At 57.5% G+C, this 17,773-nt stretch carries 17 protein-coding genes; 13 read left to right on the top strand and 4 right to left on the bottom strand.

The window, feature by feature from the left end:
- Window positions 1-80 precede the first annotated feature (80 nt).
- The 3 genes from KZH41_RS15270 to KZH41_RS15260 form a co-directional block, all read right to left on the bottom strand.
- The gene (locus KZH41_RS15270) at window positions 81-1,433 is read right to left on the bottom strand and encodes a hypothetical protein (protein ID WP_094951077.1); all 1,353 of its coding nucleotides are present in this window, start codon (window positions 1,431-1,433) and stop codon (window positions 81-83) included.
- Between the two features lie 420 nt (window positions 1,434-1,853).
- Window positions 1,854-3,224: a heavy metal sensor histidine kinase gene (locus tag KZH41_RS15265; RefSeq protein ID WP_263275111.1), complete on the bottom strand. Its 1,371-nt coding sequence runs from the start codon at window positions 3,222-3,224 to the stop codon at window positions 1,854-1,856.
- Entirely contained in the window at window positions 3,221-3,892 is a 672-nt protein-coding gene (locus tag KZH41_RS15260; protein ID WP_242149427.1) for a heavy metal response regulator transcription factor, read from the bottom strand. The genes KZH41_RS15265 and KZH41_RS15260 overlap by 4 nt, the downstream gene beginning before the upstream one ends.
- Window positions 3,893-4,038: 146 nt before the next feature.
- Here KZH41_RS15260 and KZH41_RS15255 point away from each other — a divergent pair, with 146 nt between their 5' ends.
- The 6 genes from KZH41_RS15255 (at window position 4,039) to KZH41_RS15230 (ending at window position 7,807) form a co-directional block, all read left to right on the top strand.
- Entirely contained in the window at window positions 4,039-4,542 is a 504-nt protein-coding gene (locus tag KZH41_RS15255) for a GlcG/HbpS family heme-binding protein (RefSeq protein ID WP_263272792.1), read from the top strand.
- 10 nt (window positions 4,543-4,552) lie between these two features.
- The gene (uraH, locus tag KZH41_RS15250; protein ID WP_094951073.1) at window positions 4,553-4,963 is read left to right on the top strand and encodes a hydroxyisourate hydrolase; all 411 of its coding nucleotides are present in this window, start codon (window positions 4,553-4,555) and stop codon (window positions 4,961-4,963) included.
- A 389-nt stretch (window positions 4,964-5,352) separates the two neighbouring features.
- Entirely contained in the window at window positions 5,353-5,817 is a 465-nt protein-coding gene (locus KZH41_RS15245; RefSeq protein WP_263272788.1) for a thiol-disulfide oxidoreductase DCC family protein, read from the top strand.
- 154 nt (window positions 5,818-5,971) lie between these two features.
- Window positions 5,972-6,532 (top strand): GTP cyclohydrolase I FolE, encoded by a 561-nt coding sequence (gene folE / locus KZH41_RS15240; RefSeq protein ID WP_094951071.1) that lies wholly within the window; start codon window positions 5,972-5,974, stop codon window positions 6,530-6,532.
- A gap of 36 nt (window positions 6,533-6,568) precedes the next feature.
- Entirely contained in the window at window positions 6,569-7,279 is a 711-nt protein-coding gene (locus KZH41_RS15235) for an SDR family NAD(P)-dependent oxidoreductase (RefSeq protein ID WP_263272785.1), read from the top strand.
- A gap of 69 nt (window positions 7,280-7,348) precedes the next feature.
- Window positions 7,349-7,807, top strand: coding sequence for a PAS domain-containing protein (locus KZH41_RS15230; protein WP_263275110.1), 459 nt, complete (start codon window positions 7,349-7,351; stop codon window positions 7,805-7,807).
- A gap of 50 nt (window positions 7,808-7,857) precedes the next feature.
- On the opposite strand, the gene KZH41_RS15225 is transcribed toward KZH41_RS15230, so the two are convergent.
- A complete protein-coding gene (locus KZH41_RS15225) occupies window positions 7,858-8,166 on the bottom strand; it encodes a hypothetical protein (protein WP_218193669.1) in 309 nt (102 codons plus the stop codon).
- Between the two features lie 213 nt (window positions 8,167-8,379).
- Between KZH41_RS15225 and tssA the strand changes: the two genes are divergently transcribed.
- From tssA to tssH, 7 genes are all read left to right on the top strand, one after another.
- Window positions 8,380-9,912 carry a type VI secretion system protein TssA gene (tssA, locus tag KZH41_RS15220; RefSeq protein WP_263272782.1) on the top strand — a complete coding sequence of 511 codons (1,533 nt, stop codon included), beginning with the start codon at window positions 8,380-8,382 and terminating at the stop codon, window positions 9,910-9,912.
- A 53-nt stretch (window positions 9,913-9,965) separates the two neighbouring features.
- Entirely contained in the window at window positions 9,966-10,463 is a 498-nt protein-coding gene (gene tssB / locus KZH41_RS15215; protein WP_083358409.1) for a type VI secretion system contractile sheath small subunit, read from the top strand.
- A gap of 40 nt (window positions 10,464-10,503) precedes the next feature.
- Complete coding sequence (gene tssC, locus KZH41_RS15210; protein ID WP_371917680.1) at window positions 10,504-11,955, top strand: type VI secretion system contractile sheath large subunit; 1,452 nt, start codon at window positions 10,504-10,506, stop codon at window positions 11,953-11,955.
- Window positions 11,956-12,037: 82 nt separating this feature from the next.
- Window positions 12,038-12,457, top strand: coding sequence for a type VI secretion system baseplate subunit TssE (gene tssE / locus KZH41_RS15205; protein ID WP_176462936.1), 420 nt, complete (start codon window positions 12,038-12,040; stop codon window positions 12,455-12,457).
- Between the two features lie 7 nt (window positions 12,458-12,464).
- A complete protein-coding gene (gene tssF / locus KZH41_RS15200) occupies window positions 12,465-14,177 on the top strand; it encodes a type VI secretion system baseplate subunit TssF (RefSeq protein WP_263272778.1) in 1,713 nt (570 codons plus the stop codon).
- Window positions 14,174-15,154: a type VI secretion system baseplate subunit TssG gene (gene tssG / locus KZH41_RS15195; protein ID WP_263272776.1), complete on the top strand. Its 981-nt coding sequence runs from the start codon at window positions 14,174-14,176 to the stop codon at window positions 15,152-15,154. Before tssF ends, tssG begins: the two co-directional genes overlap by 4 nt.
- Window positions 15,151-17,772, top strand: a complete 2,622-nt coding sequence (gene tssH / locus KZH41_RS15190) for a type VI secretion system ATPase TssH (protein ID WP_263272774.1) — start codon at window positions 15,151-15,153, stop codon at window positions 17,770-17,772. The genes tssG and tssH overlap by 4 nt, the downstream gene beginning before the upstream one ends.
- The last annotated feature ends 1 nt before the right edge of the window (window position 17,773 follow it).

Below are 17,773 nucleotides of genomic sequence, written 5' to 3'. Positions count from 1 at the left end.
CTTACATCAGTATTGATTAGCCTGTTTGACCGGGCAATTACCCCTTATTGCCCGGCCGATTTAACCTTTGGCCTACCCTCTCATTGCCCATTGGTCTTTATGAAATGCCGGTCACTTTCAGGGAGCGTCGATAGAAGAATCATCTGTTTGAGGAATTCTATGATTTGCGGCTCACCGATATCGTTGTGGTTCTTGATCAAGTCACCGCTCACGCTCACGTTCATATAGGGATTTCTATCTCCCAACTGAGTGCGCTCTAGAGTGAGGCCCGCAATCGTTAACCGTGTACTCGGTTGTCCACCGGCTGCCCAGGCTTTCATAAGGGGTTGTGTATCGGGATGACCAGGCGCTGCCTTATACAACTCATGGGTGATGTAGGGCTGGTAATGCCCGACAGTCGTGAGGTTCTTCTTGTCCCAACCATCTCTCTCGAACACCGTGTTAAAGCGTCGGCCCAAAGGAAATAATACTCCGGTGGCATCGTCCGCCTTAGAGGTGAGGATCACTTCTACTGGCAACTGCTGCGCGGGGAACCAAGTGCGGCGGGAAACGATATCGTGCAAGCCTGAGTAGCGCTGGGCTTCAAATGCCGGATTAATCAGCACCACTAGGTTGCCGAATCCCTCTACGTCCAGCTGACAGCCGTAGTCGCCCCCCTTTGTGCGTATGGCACGGTCCTCAAGGATCTGCCCAATGGACGACTGCACCACCAGCCCACCAAAGCTGTGCCCGATGACAACCAGTTTGGTTTGACTGGTTATATCCTGTCCTGCGGCGATATGTTTTCCGCAGCGGTTTTCCTCAGTGGACTGGGTATTCCCGGCGCCGCTTTTACTCTTGGCTTCGAATGCAGCATCGCGGGCCTTGCTGTCCTGGGTACGCTTGATTAGTTCTATTCGGCTGAGCAGTTCAGTCACTTCCCCGTGGCCTACCTTCTCTGCAGTATTTTTGCGATCCCAGAAGGTCACGTTATTAATCGGACCTAGCGCCAGAGAGTCACCTCGCCAACCGACATAAACGCCGGCGACCTCCCTGGCAGGTCGTCCAGAGGCAGCCTCTGCCACCGCTAGGTTAGCCAACACGGTACGGAACGTGTTGATATTGCCATCTCCCTCCTCTGACGAGTGGTGCCAGCCATGGACGAAAACCACTATCAGTAAGTCCTTGGCGGCGGCCTCAGTATTCAGTTGATTGATCACGGCCTCCATCCCCTGACGCTGCCACAGATCGCCCTGATCGTTAAATTCGACAAAGCCTAGAAGATAGTCACCTGGAGAGGCGCTGGTGCCGGCGTGCCATTGCAGAGTTGCCTTCGAGCAATCCGCCTTATTTGTTGCACATAACGTGTTCTCAGTTCGATACGGCATATACGGTGCGCAGGCCCCAAGGACCATGACTAGGCACAGAGTGGCGGCAGCGGCGATAGGCTTCATTGGCAGCTCCTGTATCGGCGGTAATACTGTAGAAGAAGCACAGGCTCCCGAAAGTACCGTCGTGTTCGGGCAGTCTTGCCAAAGTCGACAAGTCACTCACTTGGTTATATTCAAGAGCGCTCATTTTCTCAGGCACTGGCCACTTCCATTACTTGGCTTTGGATTCAACGATAGAAGCAACGGATATCCAAGATTAGTGTTTTTTGCGATATACATAAGTCCAGATCAGCACGATCTGTAGCGCGTACATGAGCTACGTACAGAACTTTTTCGAGTCTAAGCGTGGGGCGCGCCTACGCGTTCCAACACTCATCACCTGAACTTAACAGGGTTGCATCCCATGCCTTTACAGGTAGATGAGCTTTTCGAATAGATCCTAAGGTTCTGCCAGTTGTCTAGCGACAGTGACTACAAGACCACTCAATCTTTTCGAATAGGAAACTCCAAGCGAAAGCGCGTTCCTGATTGACTGCTATCTACGGTCACCCGGCCGCCATGCAGGTGCATGATTGAGCGAACGATCGCTAACCCCAAGCCACCAGAATCGTCCGGCTGATTGCGTGACGGGTCGCACCGGTAAAAGCGTTCAAACAGTCGAGGTAGATGTTGCGCTGAAATCGGCTGGCCTTGGTTGTGCACAGTGACTTCAATCCTGTCCTCACACATCACACTGCTAATCGTCACGGGCGCAGCGCGAGCCCCATAACGCAGTGCGTTGGCGAGCAGGTTAGCCAATGCTCGACGGATCAAGGCCGGGTCAGCCCGCAACTGATCATGGGCTTGATTGATTAGCGTGACATCACGCTCTTGCGCCACGCCTTCAAAATACTCACACAGTTGCCCTACTAGATCGTGCAGGTTGATGAACTCATCACTTACAGATGCATGCGACTGCTCAGTACGCGCGAGAAACAGCATGCTGTCGATCATTCGCGCTAGACGCTCATACTCTTCCTGATTGGAAACCAACAGGTTCTGATAGTCCTCGATTGAACGACCATACCTCAGGGATTGTTGGGTATGCCCCATCAGGTTAGTGAGCGGGGTACGCATCTCATGGGCGAGGTCCTCTGAGAATCGTGATAGCTGGGCGAACCCGTCTTCAAGGCGTGCAAGCATTTTATTAAGCGCTTGGCTGAGCGCTTGCAGTTCACTCAGTTCGTTGAACTCATCCAGCCGCAGATGCAGATGGTGTACATCAATTGCGGCAGCGCGCTTTGCCAGCAGGCGCACAGGTCGTAAGCCTCGCTGACTGACCCACCCGCCGAGCACAAAAGCCAGCAGCGCGCCGAGGGACATCGCGAGCCAAAGCTTGAGTCGGTAAACGCCCAGCATCTGCTCGCGCTCACTCAACAACTTGCCAGCGATCAGGGTCAAGCCGCGACCACCCTGCATGACATGCTGCCAGGCAAACCGCACCGACACTGAAGAGTGGCCGTCACCGAGCTGAGCCTGGGCTGCGGCAGGTAACTTGGGCAAGCTCATGCTTACGGGGTTGATCTCGATCAGCACCTGGCCAGTGTCATCGACAATCCACAGCAGATTGTCGCGATTGCCCAGCATGTTTTCGTAGAGCTTGGACCGATTTCTGAGTTGCTCGATGCTGACACTGTCGTTGATCAACGCCTGCATGCGCTCCAGGCGCCCAAGCAGGGCCTGGTCATCGCGCCATGCGATTTCTCGCTGTAACGACTGATATAGATAGAAACCAATGGAGCCCAGCAGCAGCGCACTGACTAACGCGAACATGACCGCCAGGCGCAAGCTCAGGGCACGCGGAAACAGGTTCAGGATTGCACCTCAAGCATGTAGCCGATGCCACGCACGGTGTGTATCAATTTAAGCGGGTAAGGATCGTCAACCTTGGCGCGCAGTCGTCGGATGGCGACATCGACCACATTGGTATCACTGTCGAAGTTCATCTGCCAGATCTGTGAGGCAATCAACGAGCGCGATAGCACCTCCCCTTCCCGACTGAGTAGCAGGTGCAACAGGGCAAATTCCTTGTTGGTCAGGGTCAGGCGTTCACCCTGACGCGTAACCTTACGTCGCAACAGATCCAGGCTCAGGTCTGCAACCAAGAACTGCTCGACCTCACGGGGCGGCCCCCTGCGCAGCAGGGTACGTACGCGTGCCAACAACTCGGCATAGGAAAAAGGCTTGACCAGGTAATCATCGGCCCCTGACTCAAGCCCCTTGACCCGATCCTCCACAGAGTCCCTCGCGGTAAGAAAAAGCACCGGGGTTTGCCACTTGCGACGAATAATTTGAAGCAATTGCCATCCGTCCAGGCCCGGCAGCATGACGTCCAGAATGATCAAGTCGAACTCACTTTCCTGCGCCAGATACTGGCCCTCCAGGCCATCCAAGGCGACCTCAACCACGTAGCCCGATTCAGTCAGGGCTTTACGGAGGTAATCCGCTGTTTTCGCTTCATCTTCAACGACCAAGATACGCATCTTTTCCTCCCAAACAGGCGCATAGGCTAGCGCGCCCGACCGATTTGGCACATTACATCTTGGTAATCATGAGGCAATCATTCTGACGGAATGCACGGGTCATCATGTCTGGCGATGACTCAGCCAGACAAAACAAAGGAAAAAGCATGCGTATAAGCCTATCGACCTCATTGCTGATGTCACTCGCAATGAGCTCTGCGCTCGCCGTTGCAGCCCCGGACCAAGTTGTGCAGCGCAACGACGTGTCACTGGCAATGGCCAATGATTTGCTAAATGCCGCGCTGGCCGCTTGTCATGCCGATGGGCGTACAGGTGTGGCTGCAATTGTCGACCGTGGAGGCAATTTAGTCGCCCTGCAGCGCGACGATAACGTTGGCCCACATAACACATTAGCCGCCCAACGTAAGGCCTATACCGCCCTATCGACCAAGACGCCAACACGACTATTGGCAGAGCGTGCTCGCAGTACACCCGATGCTGAAAACCTCAACACCCTGGATGAGCTATTGCTGCTGGGCGGCGGAGTGCCGTTGTTGTTTGAAGGGCAAGTCATTGGCGCTATCGGAGTGGCCGGTGCCGGCGGGGCAGCATTCGATGAAGGTTGCGCATTAGTCGCGATCAACAAAATTTTACCTGCTGTTAAAAACTAAGGACATCATCATGACTGTATTAAAAGCGCTCTTCGCTGGCGTTGTATTGAGTGTCGTCTCGTCACTGGCATCAGCGGCAGCAAACCCGCTCAGCGTGCATGTACTCAACTTACAAGATGGTTTGCCGTCGCCGGGTGTCAATGTCACGTTGGAAAAACAGGACGGCAAGCGCTGGGACATGCTCAACAACGCTGCGACAAACGAGCAAGGTCGTATTCCCGGGCTGTACCCCGATGGCCAGGCTCTGGAGAAAGGTACCTACCGTGTCACCTTCAAAACCGGTGAGTGGTTCAAAGCTCACAAAATCTCAAGTTTCTTTCCGGAGGTACCGGTCATTTTTGAGGTAGACGGTACCCTTGCGCACTACCACATCCCATTGCTGCTCAGCCCCTACGGTTTCTCTACCTACAGAGGGAATTGAGTTTCTACCAGACACAGAGACAAGGCCGCCCCTGATTTCATGGGCGGCATTTCTGCTTAATTATTTTGCATCACCCTCTTGACCGTGACCTGCATCGCACCGTTGGACCCACTCACGTCGTAGCTGATGATTTCAGCCCTTCGCCGCGAACCTTAATGGGCCTTTCCAACGCTATCACGCCCCGCTTTGCTGATAATCGCCGGTTGGGAGCGCCCCCTGAACGTGAACACCTTCGCATAGCTTGCCGCCACGAACCTTGATATCGAAGGCACCGCCGATCCCTTCACAAAACTGGGATTACCGTCCGAAGCGCGGTGAAAAAACAGTGCCCATTGTCAGTCTGTTTATTTCGGCATATCTTGTGTAAAACTTATACAAGGTCATGGTCGATGTACAATAAAATGAATTGGCCGCTGACGCTGTACTTTGACGGTGAATGCCCGCTGTGTGCGCGCGAAATCAAGCTCCTGCGCGGACATGCCATAAAGGATCGACTGCTTTTTGTGGACATCAGCAGCGGTGCATTCGACGCCAAGGCACTCGGGTTTACGTTCGAGCACATGCAGTCCTCGCTGCACGCCCGTTTTGCTGATGGGCGCTGGGTAACCGGCCTGGACGCCACCTTCTGGAGCTGGCGAGCTGCCGGTTTGGGTTTCTGGGCAACGCCACTGACGTGGCGTGCATTGCGCCCGTTGTTTGAGTTCGGTTATCGCCTCTTCTGCCGCTTACGTCCCCATTTGGCGTGGTTACCTCACCCAGATAGTGGCCGTCGTTGTGTCGATAACCGTTGCGCGGTGCCGGCGCCCAAACCCGCATCAGACGGGCAGCCCACGTTGAAAAAAAAGCAGCCCTAGAAAGCCTCGCCTTGTCATGGCCCCGACGAAGAGCCTGGGTCATGGCTGATCTGGCGAACCCTGTGTTATCTGCGTCAGATCGTGCGCAGCAGATACTCTCCCACCGCCAAGGATTGCCGACACATCAAGCGCAGCAAGGCTGCGAGGAATAAAGATGAACCCATCATTAGCCGAACATTACCGTGAAATTCTCGTCGGCGTAGGCGAGAACCCTGAGCGTGAAGGACTGCTGGACACACCCAAGCGCGCAGCCAAAGCGATGCAGTACCTGTGCAATGGCTACACAATGAATCTGGAGGAAGTGATCAATGGCGCATTGTTCGAATCGCAAAACGATGAAATGGTCATCGTGCGCGACATTGAACTGTATTCATTGTGTGAGCATCACATGCTGCCCTTCATCGGCAAGGCTCATGTAGCGTACATCCCCACCGGAAGGGTACTGGGCCTGTCAAAGGTGGCCCGCGTGGTGGATATGTTCGCCCGTCGCCTACAGATCCAGGAAAACCTTACCAAACAAATTGCCGACGCCATTCAGCACATCACCGATGCCGCCGGCGTGGCGGTGGTCATTGAGGCGAAGCACATGTGCATGATGATGCGGGGCGTGGAGAAACAAAATTCGGTGATGACCTCATCGGTAATGCTGGGCGCCTTTCGCGAGTCCTCCGCTACGCGTCACGAGTTCCTGCAACTGATAGGACGACTGGGTTAACACCAACAAATCGCATCAGACCGCAGGAGAGCCTAGATGAACAGTCCCTTCAAAATGAACTCCCTTGGTGAGGGCTACCGTGCCCTCGTGATAGGCGCCAGCGGGGCGCTCGGCTCGGCTTTTTGTGAGTTGCTCAATCAGGACCCGCAGTGTGCGTCTGTGCGAGAGTTGGGGCGCAACAGTGTTCCATGCCTCGATCTGGAGGATGCCGACAGTCTCGCCAGAGCGGCAGCCGAATTGACTGAAGAAGCACCGTATCAGTTGATCTTACATGCCGCAGGCCTGCTCCATCGCGACGAAATAAAGCCTGAAAAAAGTTACTCCGCGATTGATGCCGATGCGTTGCAGTCGGTATTTCAAGTCAACACGTTTGGGCCTGCTCTGGTTTTGCGTCACTTCCTGCCCTTGCTGGACGCTCATGGCGCAATGGCGATGCTTTCTGCCAAGGTAGGCAGCATCGGCGATAACCGCTTGGGCGGCTGGTACGCCTATCGTGCCTCCAAGGCAGCACTGAACATGCTGATTAAAACGGCTGCCATCGAACTGGCAAGAACGCGGCCTCAGACCCGCTTGTTGAGTCTTCATCCCGGCACCGTCATTTCTGGCCTGTCACACCCCTTTCGTGGTGCCTCTGCAGCCAGGCCGGCCAGCATTGCTGCCCATGAGTTGTTATCTCTGATTGACCGCTTGGCGCCTGCCCACAGCGGTAATTTCTTCGCTTATAACGGAGAGCGCCTTCCCTGGTAGCCGGGCTGAAAAACGCTCAAAACGCCCAAGTTGCCCTAGAATGATATGAAACTCACCGGGGCCCTGAAAATGATAGACGCAGAACTGCTAAAACTGATGGTTGAAACCTCGGATGACGGTATCGTAATTGCCGAGCAGGAAGGCGATGAGAACATCCTGATCTACGCTAACCCCGCCTTCGAGCGCCTGACGGGCTACAGCATTGACGAAATTCTGTATCAGGACTGTCGCTTCCTGCAGGGTGATGACCGAGACCAAGCGGGCTTGGCCGTTATCCGCGAGGCAATAAAGATGCATCAGCCTTGCCGGCAAATCATCCGCAACTATCGTAAGGACGGTAGTGCTTTCTGGAATGAGCTGTCGATTACTCCAGTATTCAACGACGCGGATCAACTTACCTACTACATCGGCATCCAGAAGGACGTTAGCGTCGAATTTCAGACTGGCCAGCGCGTGCGCGAACTAGAAGCAGAAATCGCAAGCTTAAAAGCTCAACTGGCTCAATCGCAATGCGAACCCGGACGCTGATCACGCTTGAATGGCGGCCTGAATGAATACTCAATTCACCTCAGCAACCGCTATTGCTCGGGGAATGGCAGTGGCGCATCCCCATCACGGGGCACGGCAAAAACATTGAGTGTCATCGCCACAAATGCGTAGTAACCGTAGACACCTATCAACTCGACTACAGCAGGTTCGCCAAACGTACTGACGGCGTCGGCGTACAGCGCATCATCAACACGACGATACTCATAGATCGCCTTCCCAAGACGATAAACGATAGGTTCGTCATCTCGCTGGAACGCGGGCAAAGCCTGCTGTTTGAGAGATTCGATTTCGCGCTGAAACGATTGATCATCTAAAACCAGAACACTGGGTGTGCACATCTTGCCCACTCCTCGCTAATGACGTTAAGTCAAAATTCTGGCGACTCGACATCACCGCACGTACACCAAGCTCTCCCGCACTTTCAGGTCTTTACCTGATGGGAGAACTCCACCCCGCCCCCTATTTTACTGCCTTGCCGTCCAGTTCCAGGCGCTTTGCGCCAGGAGCCTCGGGCGACTCTTTCTAGCAGGCGGTGGGAGGCACACGAACCGATGCACAGTGATCAGCAACAGAACGGCTCTTCGCCTAGCAGCGGGCAACCTCTGAAAAGTGACAGTTTGCGCGACAGCGCCATGTTTGCAGCGGCACAGGCCGAAATCGATAAGCTCAATAATATTCACGCGGTTGAACCCGTGGATTGGCAGCGGTTGTCGACGCTCTGTGAGCTTGTTCTCAACAACGAAGGCAAGGACCTGCGGGTTGCCATTTGGCTGTTGTGTGCATGGACCAAGTTGCGTGCAATGGCAGGACTCTGCGCGGGTGTGCACCTGCTTAAGGAGATCGTGTGCCTGCATTGGGACGCCGTGACGCCACCCTCTTCGCGTTTGCGCGCTCGGCGTAATCACGCCCAATGGCTGATCGAGTGGTTGGACAAGACCTTGGTAGAACCTTTCAAACCGCTGGACAGGCTGGCGGCTGAGCGCCTGATCAGCGATTGGGATGCAATCGATGCGTTATGGCGTATGAAGGACGACCAAGCGCCCAGCTTTGCCAAATTGCGTCGTCGCCTGGAACAAATACCCTGTGTTGAGGCGCAGGCGCCCCAACAAGTCACAGTGCAGCCAGCTCAAGAGCCCGAGGTTGCTGACGTCCCAATCAGTGCCCTCCCCGCACTGGCCGCGTCGGACGTAACCTTATTGGACAGCGGTGACGCTATCAACACCATCGACAGCAGTGTCGAGAAGGTGTTCGAGTTGCTGGGCCCGGTGCAGTCCCACTGCATGGATCAGTTTCCCCTACTGCCGTTGGCCTATCGGCTGAATCGTCAGGCGGCGTGGATCACGCTCGACGAGCTGCCTCCCAGCCAGGGGCAGGCAACTCGCCTGCCAGCTCCGCCGCTCACGCTGCGAGACAGTGTCCTGCGTTTGCAGAGCAGCGCGAAGCCGTTGGAGGTGGTGCGCTTTTGCGAAGCTCGGCTCAGCAGTTATCCGTTTTGGCTCGACCTGAATCGCGTCAGTCACGCAGCGCTTGTGAAGGCTGGGGCCAGTGCTGCTGCCAGAGCCTTGGCGCTGGAGGTGCAAGGGCTGGCGGCCCGACTTCCGGGAGTGGTCGAGTTGACCTTCGCTGACGGTACGCCGTTTGCCGATGGCCCCACCCGGGCGTGGCTGGAAAGCCTGGCGCCGTCTACCCCCGTGGTGCCCGCAAACGATCGCATTGAGGCCTGTATAGACGCCGCGCGACACATGGCCAATGAGGGGCGGCTTAACGATGGCTTAGCCGAGCTTCAGCGCTGCATTACCTACACCGCCAGTGCGCGCGACCGTTACAGGCTGCGCGCCTCGCAGTGCGTACTGGTTTATCGGTACGACCCACACCCGGATCTGTGCATTGCGTTGGAGGGGCTGCTGGCGCAGGCCGACGAGCTCAACCTGGAGCAATGGGAGCCGGAACTGATCAAGCCACTGCTGCAAATGATGCTTGAGCACAGCGCCTCGCTTGAATGGTCCCGGCGCTTGTCGCGCCTCGATCTCGACGGCTTCTGGCGCAAGCGCTGTGGGCAACGTGCGGATTGCGCCAACGACTGAACCCGTGACAAGACGCGACCGCGTGTGCGAGTCGCCCACTGAGGAGAAACACCATGGCAAGTGACGGTTCTGTCGCGCCTAAAGAGCGCGTCAATATTGTCTACAAACCGGCGACAGGCGATGCCCAGGAGCAGGTCGAGCTGCCGCTCAAACAACTGGTCATTGGTGACTTCACCCTGCGTGAAGACGACACCCCTGTCGAAGAACTCAAGCCTATTCGGGTCGACAAGGACAACTTCACCGACGTGCTCAAAGGCCAGAACCTGCATCTGCAAATGTCCATCGCCAACTGCCTCTCGGAAGACGCTGCGCCGGATGAACGCCTGGCGGTGAATCTGACGTTCGAGTCGATTCGTGACTTTGAGCCGGATGCGCTGGTGGAACAGGTACCGGAACTCAACCAATTGATTGCCCTACGCGACGCACTTAAAGCTTTAAAAGGCCCATTGGGCAATGTGCCCGACTTTCGCAAGGCGCTACAGGCGTTGATCGAGGACGAAGGTGCACGTGCCCGCTTGCTCGGTGAGCTGGGCGTTGAGGAAAAGGAGTAGAGCAATGACTCAAGAAGACACCCAGACCCCGGCCGCGCAAATGCCAGCCACGCAACAGCCAGGCTCGCTGCTGGATCAATTGATCGAAACAGCCCGCATAAAGCCCGGCGACGAAGCCTACTCCGTGACGCGTCAAGGTTTGGAGGCGTTTGTCGCACAACTGCTTGAGCCCAGTCGCGCGGTTGAAAAAGTCAGCGCCAACCTGATCGACGACATGATTGCTGCGCTGGACGCCAAGCTGTGCCGTCAGGTCGACGCAATCTTGCACGATGAGCGTTTTCAAAAACTTGAGTCGTCATGGCGCTCGTTGAAATTCTTGGTTGATCGCACTGATTTTCGTGAAAACAACCGCCTGGAAATGCTCAGTGTGGCCAAGCAAAAACTCCTCGATGACTTTGAAGATGCGCCGGAAATCACCCGCTCGGGCCTGTACAAGGCGGTCTACAGCGCGGAGTTCGGGCAGTTCGGCGGCCAGCCGTTCGGCGCCATTATCGGCAATTTCGAGTTCAGCCCTGGCTCGCAGGACATCAAGCTGTTGCAGTCCATCGCGTCGGTATCAGCCATGTCGCACGCGCCATTTATTGCAGCAGCAAGCCCGCAATTCTTTGGTGTCGACAGCTTCTCCCAACTGCCCAACCTGAAAGACCTGCAGGCGGTTTTCGAGGGGCCGCAGTTCACTAAGTGGAATGCGTTTCGCGAGAGTGAAGACTCGCGATTCGTAGGCTTGACCTTGCCGCACTTCTTGCTGCGTACGCCTTACGGAGAAGAGACGGTGCCGGTCCGCAAGTTCCGGTACAACGAAAACGTCACGGCCAGCAACCGCGACTTCCTGTGGGGTAATGCGGCCTTCGCGTTTGCCAGCCGATTGTCCGACAGCTTCGCGCAGTATCGATGGTGTGCCAACGTCATCGGCCCGCAAGGTGGCGGTACGGTCAGCGACTTACCGATCTACAACTACGAAGCGATGGGTGAGGTGCAGACCAAGATCCCCACCGATGTGCTGATCTCCGAGCGACGCGAATTCGAGCTGGCCGAGCAGGGTTTTATTGCGCTGACCATGCGCAAAAACACCGACAACGCCGCGTTCTTCTCCGCCAACTCTTGCCAGAAGCCCAAATACTTCGGCAATGACAAAGAAGGCAAGGATGCGGAGTTGAACTACAAGCTCGGCACGCAGCTGCCTTACATCTTCGTGGTCAGCCGCCTGGCTCACTACATCAAGGTGATCCAGCGCGAAAACATTGGTGCCTGGAAAGAGCGCGGCGACTTGGAGTCAGAACTCAACGGCTGGATCCGTCAATACGTCGCCGACATGGACAACCCAGCCGTGGGCGTGCGTAGCCGCCGGCCATTGCGTCAGGCGCAAATCAGCGTCAACGACGTCGACGGCGACCCGGGCTGGTACCGGGTCAGCCTCAAGGTCCGGCCGCATTTCAAGTACATGGGCGCCTCGTTCACCTTGTCGTTGGTCGGCAAGCTAGACAAGAGCTGAAGGCCCGCTGTTGCGCACGCTGCGGTCATTCGCCCTGACGATGGCCGCACCCTTTGAATGATGAGTTTATGAGGCCTCGGTGATGAAAGAAAAACGCCTGCTGGAACGCATTGGCGCCCTGCAGTTGGGCAGCGAACGCTCCCACCTGACCCAGGCTCAAGTGCTGCTGGACTCACTGATGGCGCATCTGAGTCGAATCCTCAACACGCGCCAAGGCAGCGTGCCGATAGACCCGGAATTCGGTGTGCCCGACTTCACTAACCTGGCCGGCAGTTTCGCCACTGGAGAAACCACGCAAATCATCGAGCACATGACACGTATGGTTGCGCGTTACGAGCCCCGCCTGAAATCCCCCTGCATCACGCTGGCCGAACACGGTCGCGAGGTACTGTCGTTGCGCTTCATGCTCGATGGACTGGTGGCGATCGATAATCGCGACATCCCCATTCACCTGTCGACCCTCGTCTCCTGCGACGGGCGTGTCTCGCTGTCGATGCGCTAGGTGGACCATGCAGAACATCTACTATCAGAGTGAACTGAATAACCTGCGGCATCTGGCCGATGAGTTTGCGCAGCGCAACCCTGCCTTGGCGCCCTTGCTCGGCAACGGCTCGGCCAGCGATCCAGATGTAGAACGTCTGCTCGAGGGTGTGGCCTTTCTCACGGGCATGGTGCGTCAGCGACTGGACGATGAGTTTCCCGAATTTGTCCAGGAGTTGGCGCAGTTGCTCTATCCGCAGTACTTGCAGCCACTGCCGTGCATGACGCTGTTGCAGTTCGCGCCGCGTACGCCGCTCTCGCAGACCCTGCCTATCGACAGCGGATGCGAAGTGGCTTCCGTACCCATTGACGGCCATCGCGTGCGCTTTCGTAGCACAATGCCGGTCGACCTTGAGCCCGTCACACTCACCGGTGCGCGCTGGGACGGCGGTACCGCAGAGAGCCGCAGCCTGGTGCTGGACCTCGCGCTGACAGTCGCGCCCAATGACCTGAACACCGACAGCCTGACCTTCTACCTGGGGGACCCCTTCAGCGAAGCCTGCGCCCTCCTCCGCCTGCTGGACCAGCATGTGCGGGAAATACGCATCCAGGGTGAAGGCCTGCCGATGACGTTGCTGCCGGCAAGCTACATCCAACCCTGTGGATTTGATCGCGAGCACGCGCTGCTGCCCTATCCGGACGCCGCGCACCCTGCCTACCGTGGCTTGCAGGAATACTTCGCGCTGCCGGAGAAGTTCCTGTTTGTGCGCTTGAGCGGTTTGCAGCGCTGGCGCAACCGAGGCGAGCGCACGCGCATGAGCATCAAACTGGTGTTCGACAAGGTGCCTTCTTGGGCGCCGCCAATAACCGAAAACAGCTTCATGCTCGGGGTAACACCGGCGGTCAACCTGTTCACCCAGGACGCGTACCCGCTGCGGGTCGATCATCGGCAAGCCGAATATCGCATCCAGCCTTCGAACCAGCCCCAGCGCCAGCGCTTACGTATTCATTCGGTGCTGAGTGTCAGTGCTTACTCGGGAACCGGCAACGAAAAAACCTTGAAACCCTTTCACACCATTTACCAGCGCGATGCGTTCAACCTGCGTATACGCCAAGCCAGCAATGACATACGTGACTACGAGCACTTTATCAGCCTGCCGTATGCCGACCGCAAATCGCCGGAAGACCTCACCCTGTCGATTTCGCTCCTGTGCACCGACGGCCCAGCGCCGGAAAGCTTGCATCCCGGAGACCTCAACCAACCGATGGATAACACACCGGCACGCGTCACCCTGCGCAACATTCGCGGGATAACCGCCAGCCATCCGCCCAAATATCAGGACCCGTTGCTCTGGCGCATGCTGTCCCAGTTGAACGCCAACCACTTTAAGCTGCTGGATGCCGATTACCTCAAGAGCCTGCTCAAACTCTACCTCCCAAGTGCGGATGAAAGTGGGCAAGACGCCAATAACCGGCGCATCAATGGCATCGAAAAAGTCCTGGCCACTCAGGAGCGGCGCTTCATCAATGGCCTGCCCATCGAAGGTACGGTGGTCCATTTGCAGTGCCGCGGCGACCACTTCCTTGGGCCTGGCGGGCTCTACCTGTTTGGCGTAGTGCTTGATGAGTTCTTCGCAGGCTGTGTGGCGCTCAACAGCTTCGTGGCACTCAAGCTGTATGACAGTGTGAACCAAGAGACACTCTCATGGCCGGCGAAAATCGGTCGGCAACGCCTGCTATGACTCAGGATCCCCTGCTGGCCAAAGGTCGCGACTATGCTTTTTTCCAGGCATTGCGCTTGCTGCGCCTGCGCTTCCCAAACGATGAGGCCTTCAGCGACGGCGTGCGAATACGCCCAGACTTGGGCTTGGGGTTCCCCGAGTGCGACGTTTTAGCCATCGACCAAGACCCCAGTGGGCGCTACCACCTGCAAGCCAGCTTCTTTGGCCTGTATGGCGTGACGTCGCCGCTGCCGACGTTCTATACCGAAGACTTGATCGACGAGCAGTTACAAGGCCATAGCGCCGGCCGCGACTTTCTCGACATATTGCACGCCGCGCTGTACCCGCTGCTGTTTCGTGCCTGGGAAAAGCATCGCCTGTGGATGGCGATTGGCGAGCGGCGTGACCTTGGGCGCCTGAACCTGGTGCGCTCGCTGATTGGCCTGGCAGACGCCGACCCGCAGTGGCGCCAGCAGGCGCCGCAATTATTGCGCTACGCCGGCATTTTCAACCAGTTCCCACGCTCTGCACTGGGTTTGGAGCAACTGCTGCGCAGCACGCTGGACGGCGACCCCGTAGAGGTCGTGCCCTGTGTACTGAGCCATGTGCCGATTGATGACCAGTCCCGCTGCCGGTTGGGCATGCAGGGCAATGTGCTGGGCCAAGACAGCCTGCTGGGGCAACAGGTCAGTGACCGCAGCAGCACCTTGGATATCCGTATCGGCCCACTGGATGCCTTGCGTTTTCACCTGCTGATGCCAGGTGCCACGCTCTACAAACGTATCGAACGATTAACTGCGTTGTACCTGCATACCCCGGTCAACTGTCGGCTGGTATTGAGTCTCAAGCCCGCACAACAGGGTGGCACCCGTTTGGGGGACGGCTGGCACCGCCTGGGTACCAACACTTGGCTCGGCCACACGGTCAATCAGGGCAAGGCGGTATTCATGCTGGCCGGGACGCAGAGTCAGAGCGCCCAACCGAGGAGCGAAAAATGATCCAGGTAGAACTCAAGCCGCTGTTTGCAAGGCTCAACAGCTTCAGTAGTCAAGCACTGGAGAATGGCGCCGGCATGACGCTGGCGCGCGGGCATTACGAGATTACCCTCGAACACTTCCTGCACCCGTTGCTGCAAGACCCACAGGCCGATGTTGCGCTGATTCTGGCGTATTTCGAGGTGGACGCCTTGCGCCTGTCAGCTCAGATTGACGATAGCCTGGCGCAGTTCAAGCAGGGGAACCCTGGACGCCCGGTGTTTTCACCGCTGCTGACCGAATGGGTGCAAGACGCCTGGATCGCGGCATCGCTGATTGTCGGCAGCCCTTGCATCCGTACCGGAACGTTGCTGCTCGCGCTGATTACGCGCCTGGGCTACTACACGGCGGGGACCCGCTACGGCGAACTGCTCAAGGGTATTTCACGCGAGCGCCTGAGTAATGCGTTTGCCGATATCGTCGCGGGTTCCAGCGAAGGCCCATTAGCGCAGCTGCAAAGTGCGTCGCTGGCCGGCGGCGCGTCTGACGCCGGCGCCGGGGTCAATCGCGAAGACACCCTTGCACGCTTCTGCGAAGACCTTACCGCCAAGGCTGCCAGTGGTGGCATTGACCCGGTGTTCGGGCGCGACCAGGAAATTCGCCAGATGGTCGATATCCTCGCCCGGCGCCGCAAGAACAATCCCATTGTGGTCGGCGAGCCCGGCGTCGGTAAATCCGCCGTGGTCGAGGGCCTGGCACTGGCGATCCACCAAGGCGATGTGCCGGACTTTTTGCGCACGACTCGGTTGCTGAGTCTTGATATGGGTTTGCTGGAGGCCGGTGCCAGTGTCAAAGGTGAGTTTGAGCGTCGCTTGCGTGCCGTTATCGACGCGGTTAAGGCGTCCACTGTGCCGATCATTTTATTTATCGATGAAGCCCACATGCTGATTGGTGCCGGTGGGGCCAGCGGTGGTTCTGACGCCGCCAACCTGCTCAAGCCTGCGCTGGCCCGGGGGGAGCTGCGCACTATCGCCGCGACCACTTGGAGCGAGTACAAGAAGTACGTCGAAAAAGACCCTGCCCTCGCCCGCCGCTTCCAGGTGGTCAAGCTGGACGAACCGAGCGTGGCCACCGCTGTGCTGATTCTGCGGGGCCTCAAATCGCACTATGAAACAGTCCATGGCGTAAGCGTTCGCGATGATGCCATGATCGCCGCCGCCGAACTCTCCGACCGTTATATCACCGGTCGCTTATTGCCCGACAAAGCTGTGGATTTGTTAGACACGGCCAGTGCGCGCGTGCGTATTGGCCTGGACACGCGGCCCGCCGAGCTGGAACGCCTCGAGCGGCAGCAGGCGGCCTTGTCGCGTGAGCGCGAGGCCCTGGAACGCGATCGAAACCATGGCCATCCCGTAGACCCAGGGCGCGTACAGGCCATTGAACAAACACTGACTGAACTGGTTGTGGCGTACCAAGCGCTGGAAGTCCGCTGGCACGCTGAGCGTGCTGCGGCGTATCGCGTGCTTGAGCTGCGCGCACAGGGGCCACTCGTTAACGGCGCCGGCGCGGCATTGACCGAGGCCAGTGACAGGCTCAAGCACTTGCAAGGTGACGACCCACTGCTGTTTACAGAGGTCAACCCTGACGCCATCGCCAACGTTGTATCCGACTGGACCGGCATTCCCCTGGGCAAGGTTCTACGTGACAGCGCTGGCGGCGTAATGGCGCTGGCGGACAACATAAAAACCCGCATTCATGGCCAGGATGCTGCCGTCCAGAGCCTTTGCGACATATTGAAGGCGGCGCAGTCGGGCCTTCGCGATCCGCAACAACCATTAGGCGTGTTCCTGCTTGTGGGCCCTTCCGGTGTCGGCAAAACTGAAACCGCACTCGCAGTGGCCGATCACTTGTTTGGCGGTGAGCATGCGCTGACGACCCTCGCCATGAGCGAGTTTCAGGAAAAGCATACCGTGAGCCGCCTGGTAGGCTCGCCGCCAGGCTATGTGGGGTATGGCGAAGGCGGTGTGCTGACCGAAGCCGTGCGCCGCCGCCCCTACTCGGTGGTGCTGCTCGACGAAGTCGAAAAGGCTCATCTGGAGGTTGTCAACCTGTTTTATCAGGTATTTGACAAGGGCAGCCTGTGCGACGGTGAAGGGCGGCACATCGACTTCAGCAACACCGTGATATTTCTCACCAGCAACTTGGCGAGCGATGAAATCAGCGCGTTGTGCGCCGGCGATCGCCCGAGTGCCGACGCGCTTGTGGAGCGCATCCGACCCACGCTGTCGTTGCATTTCAAACCAGCGTTGCTGGCCCGCATGACCATCGTCCCCTACTTCACCCTGCAAGCTGAGCACCTAGTGAGCATTGTCGACTTGAAACTTGCGCGACTGGCTGCGCGCCTGCTGTCGTCGGCCAAAGTGCGCCTAAGCTTCAGCGCGTCGGTAGCCCGCACCCTGGCCGAGCGCTGCACGAGTGGGCAAAACGGCGCGCGCAACATCGACTTCATCCTGCGCACCAGCCTTACACCGCGGCTGTCGGACGTGCTGCTGGCGGCGTTGGCCGAACAGCGCGTACTCGCCGCCATCACGGTCGATGTGAACGTCAACGGTGAGTGGCTGATCGAGTCCGTGGCCAGCTGAA

Source organism: Pseudomonas sp. YeP6b, from assembly GCF_025642995.1.
Classification (GTDB): domain Bacteria; phylum Pseudomonadota; class Gammaproteobacteria; order Pseudomonadales; family Pseudomonadaceae; genus Aquipseudomonas.
The sequence above is the reverse complement of the archived record's forward strand: the minus strand, read 5'-3'. Positions and strand labels throughout refer to the sequence as shown.

What these genes read in the sequence shown, in the direction of transcription:
- KZH41_RS15270 (WP_094951077.1), bottom strand. Translation starts at nt 1,433, where the DNA reads ATGAAGCCTATCGCCGCTGCCGCCACTCTGTGCCTAGTCATGGTCCTT.
- KZH41_RS15260 (WP_242149427.1), bottom strand. Translation starts at nt 3,892, where the DNA reads ATGCGTATCTTGGTCGTTGAAGATGAAGCGAAAACAGCGGATTACCTC.
- KZH41_RS15255 (WP_263272792.1), top strand. Translation starts at nt 4,039, where the DNA reads ATGCGTATAAGCCTATCGACCTCATTGCTGATGTCACTCGCAATGAGC.
- uraH (WP_094951073.1), top strand. Translation starts at nt 4,553, where the DNA reads ATGACTGTATTAAAAGCGCTCTTCGCTGGCGTTGTATTGAGTGTCGTC.
- KZH41_RS15245 (WP_263272788.1), top strand. Translation starts at nt 5,353, where the DNA reads ATGTACAATAAAATGAATTGGCCGCTGACGCTGTACTTTGACGGTGAA.
- folE (WP_094951071.1), top strand. Translation starts at nt 5,972, where the DNA reads ATGAACCCATCATTAGCCGAACATTACCGTGAAATTCTCGTCGGCGTA.
- KZH41_RS15235 (WP_263272785.1), top strand. Translation starts at nt 6,569, where the DNA reads ATGAACAGTCCCTTCAAAATGAACTCCCTTGGTGAGGGCTACCGTGCC.
- KZH41_RS15230 (WP_263275110.1), top strand. Translation starts at nt 7,349, where the DNA reads ATGATAGACGCAGAACTGCTAAAACTGATGGTTGAAACCTCGGATGAC.
- KZH41_RS15225 (WP_218193669.1), bottom strand. Translation starts at nt 8,166, where the DNA reads ATGTGCACACCCAGTGTTCTGGTTTTAGATGATCAATCGTTTCAGCGC.
- tssA (WP_263272782.1), top strand. Translation starts at nt 8,380, where the DNA reads ATGCACAGTGATCAGCAACAGAACGGCTCTTCGCCTAGCAGCGGGCAA.
- tssB (WP_083358409.1), top strand. Translation starts at nt 9,966, where the DNA reads ATGGCAAGTGACGGTTCTGTCGCGCCTAAAGAGCGCGTCAATATTGTC.
- tssC (WP_371917680.1), top strand. Translation starts at nt 10,504, where the DNA reads ATGCCAGCCACGCAACAGCCAGGCTCGCTGCTGGATCAATTGATCGAA.
- tssE (WP_176462936.1), top strand. Translation starts at nt 12,038, where the DNA reads ATGAAAGAAAAACGCCTGCTGGAACGCATTGGCGCCCTGCAGTTGGGC.
- tssF (WP_263272778.1), top strand. Translation starts at nt 12,465, where the DNA reads ATGCAGAACATCTACTATCAGAGTGAACTGAATAACCTGCGGCATCTG.
- tssG (WP_263272776.1), top strand. Translation starts at nt 14,174, where the DNA reads ATGACTCAGGATCCCCTGCTGGCCAAAGGTCGCGACTATGCTTTTTTC.
- tssH (WP_263272774.1), top strand. Translation starts at nt 15,151, where the DNA reads ATGATCCAGGTAGAACTCAAGCCGCTGTTTGCAAGGCTCAACAGCTTC.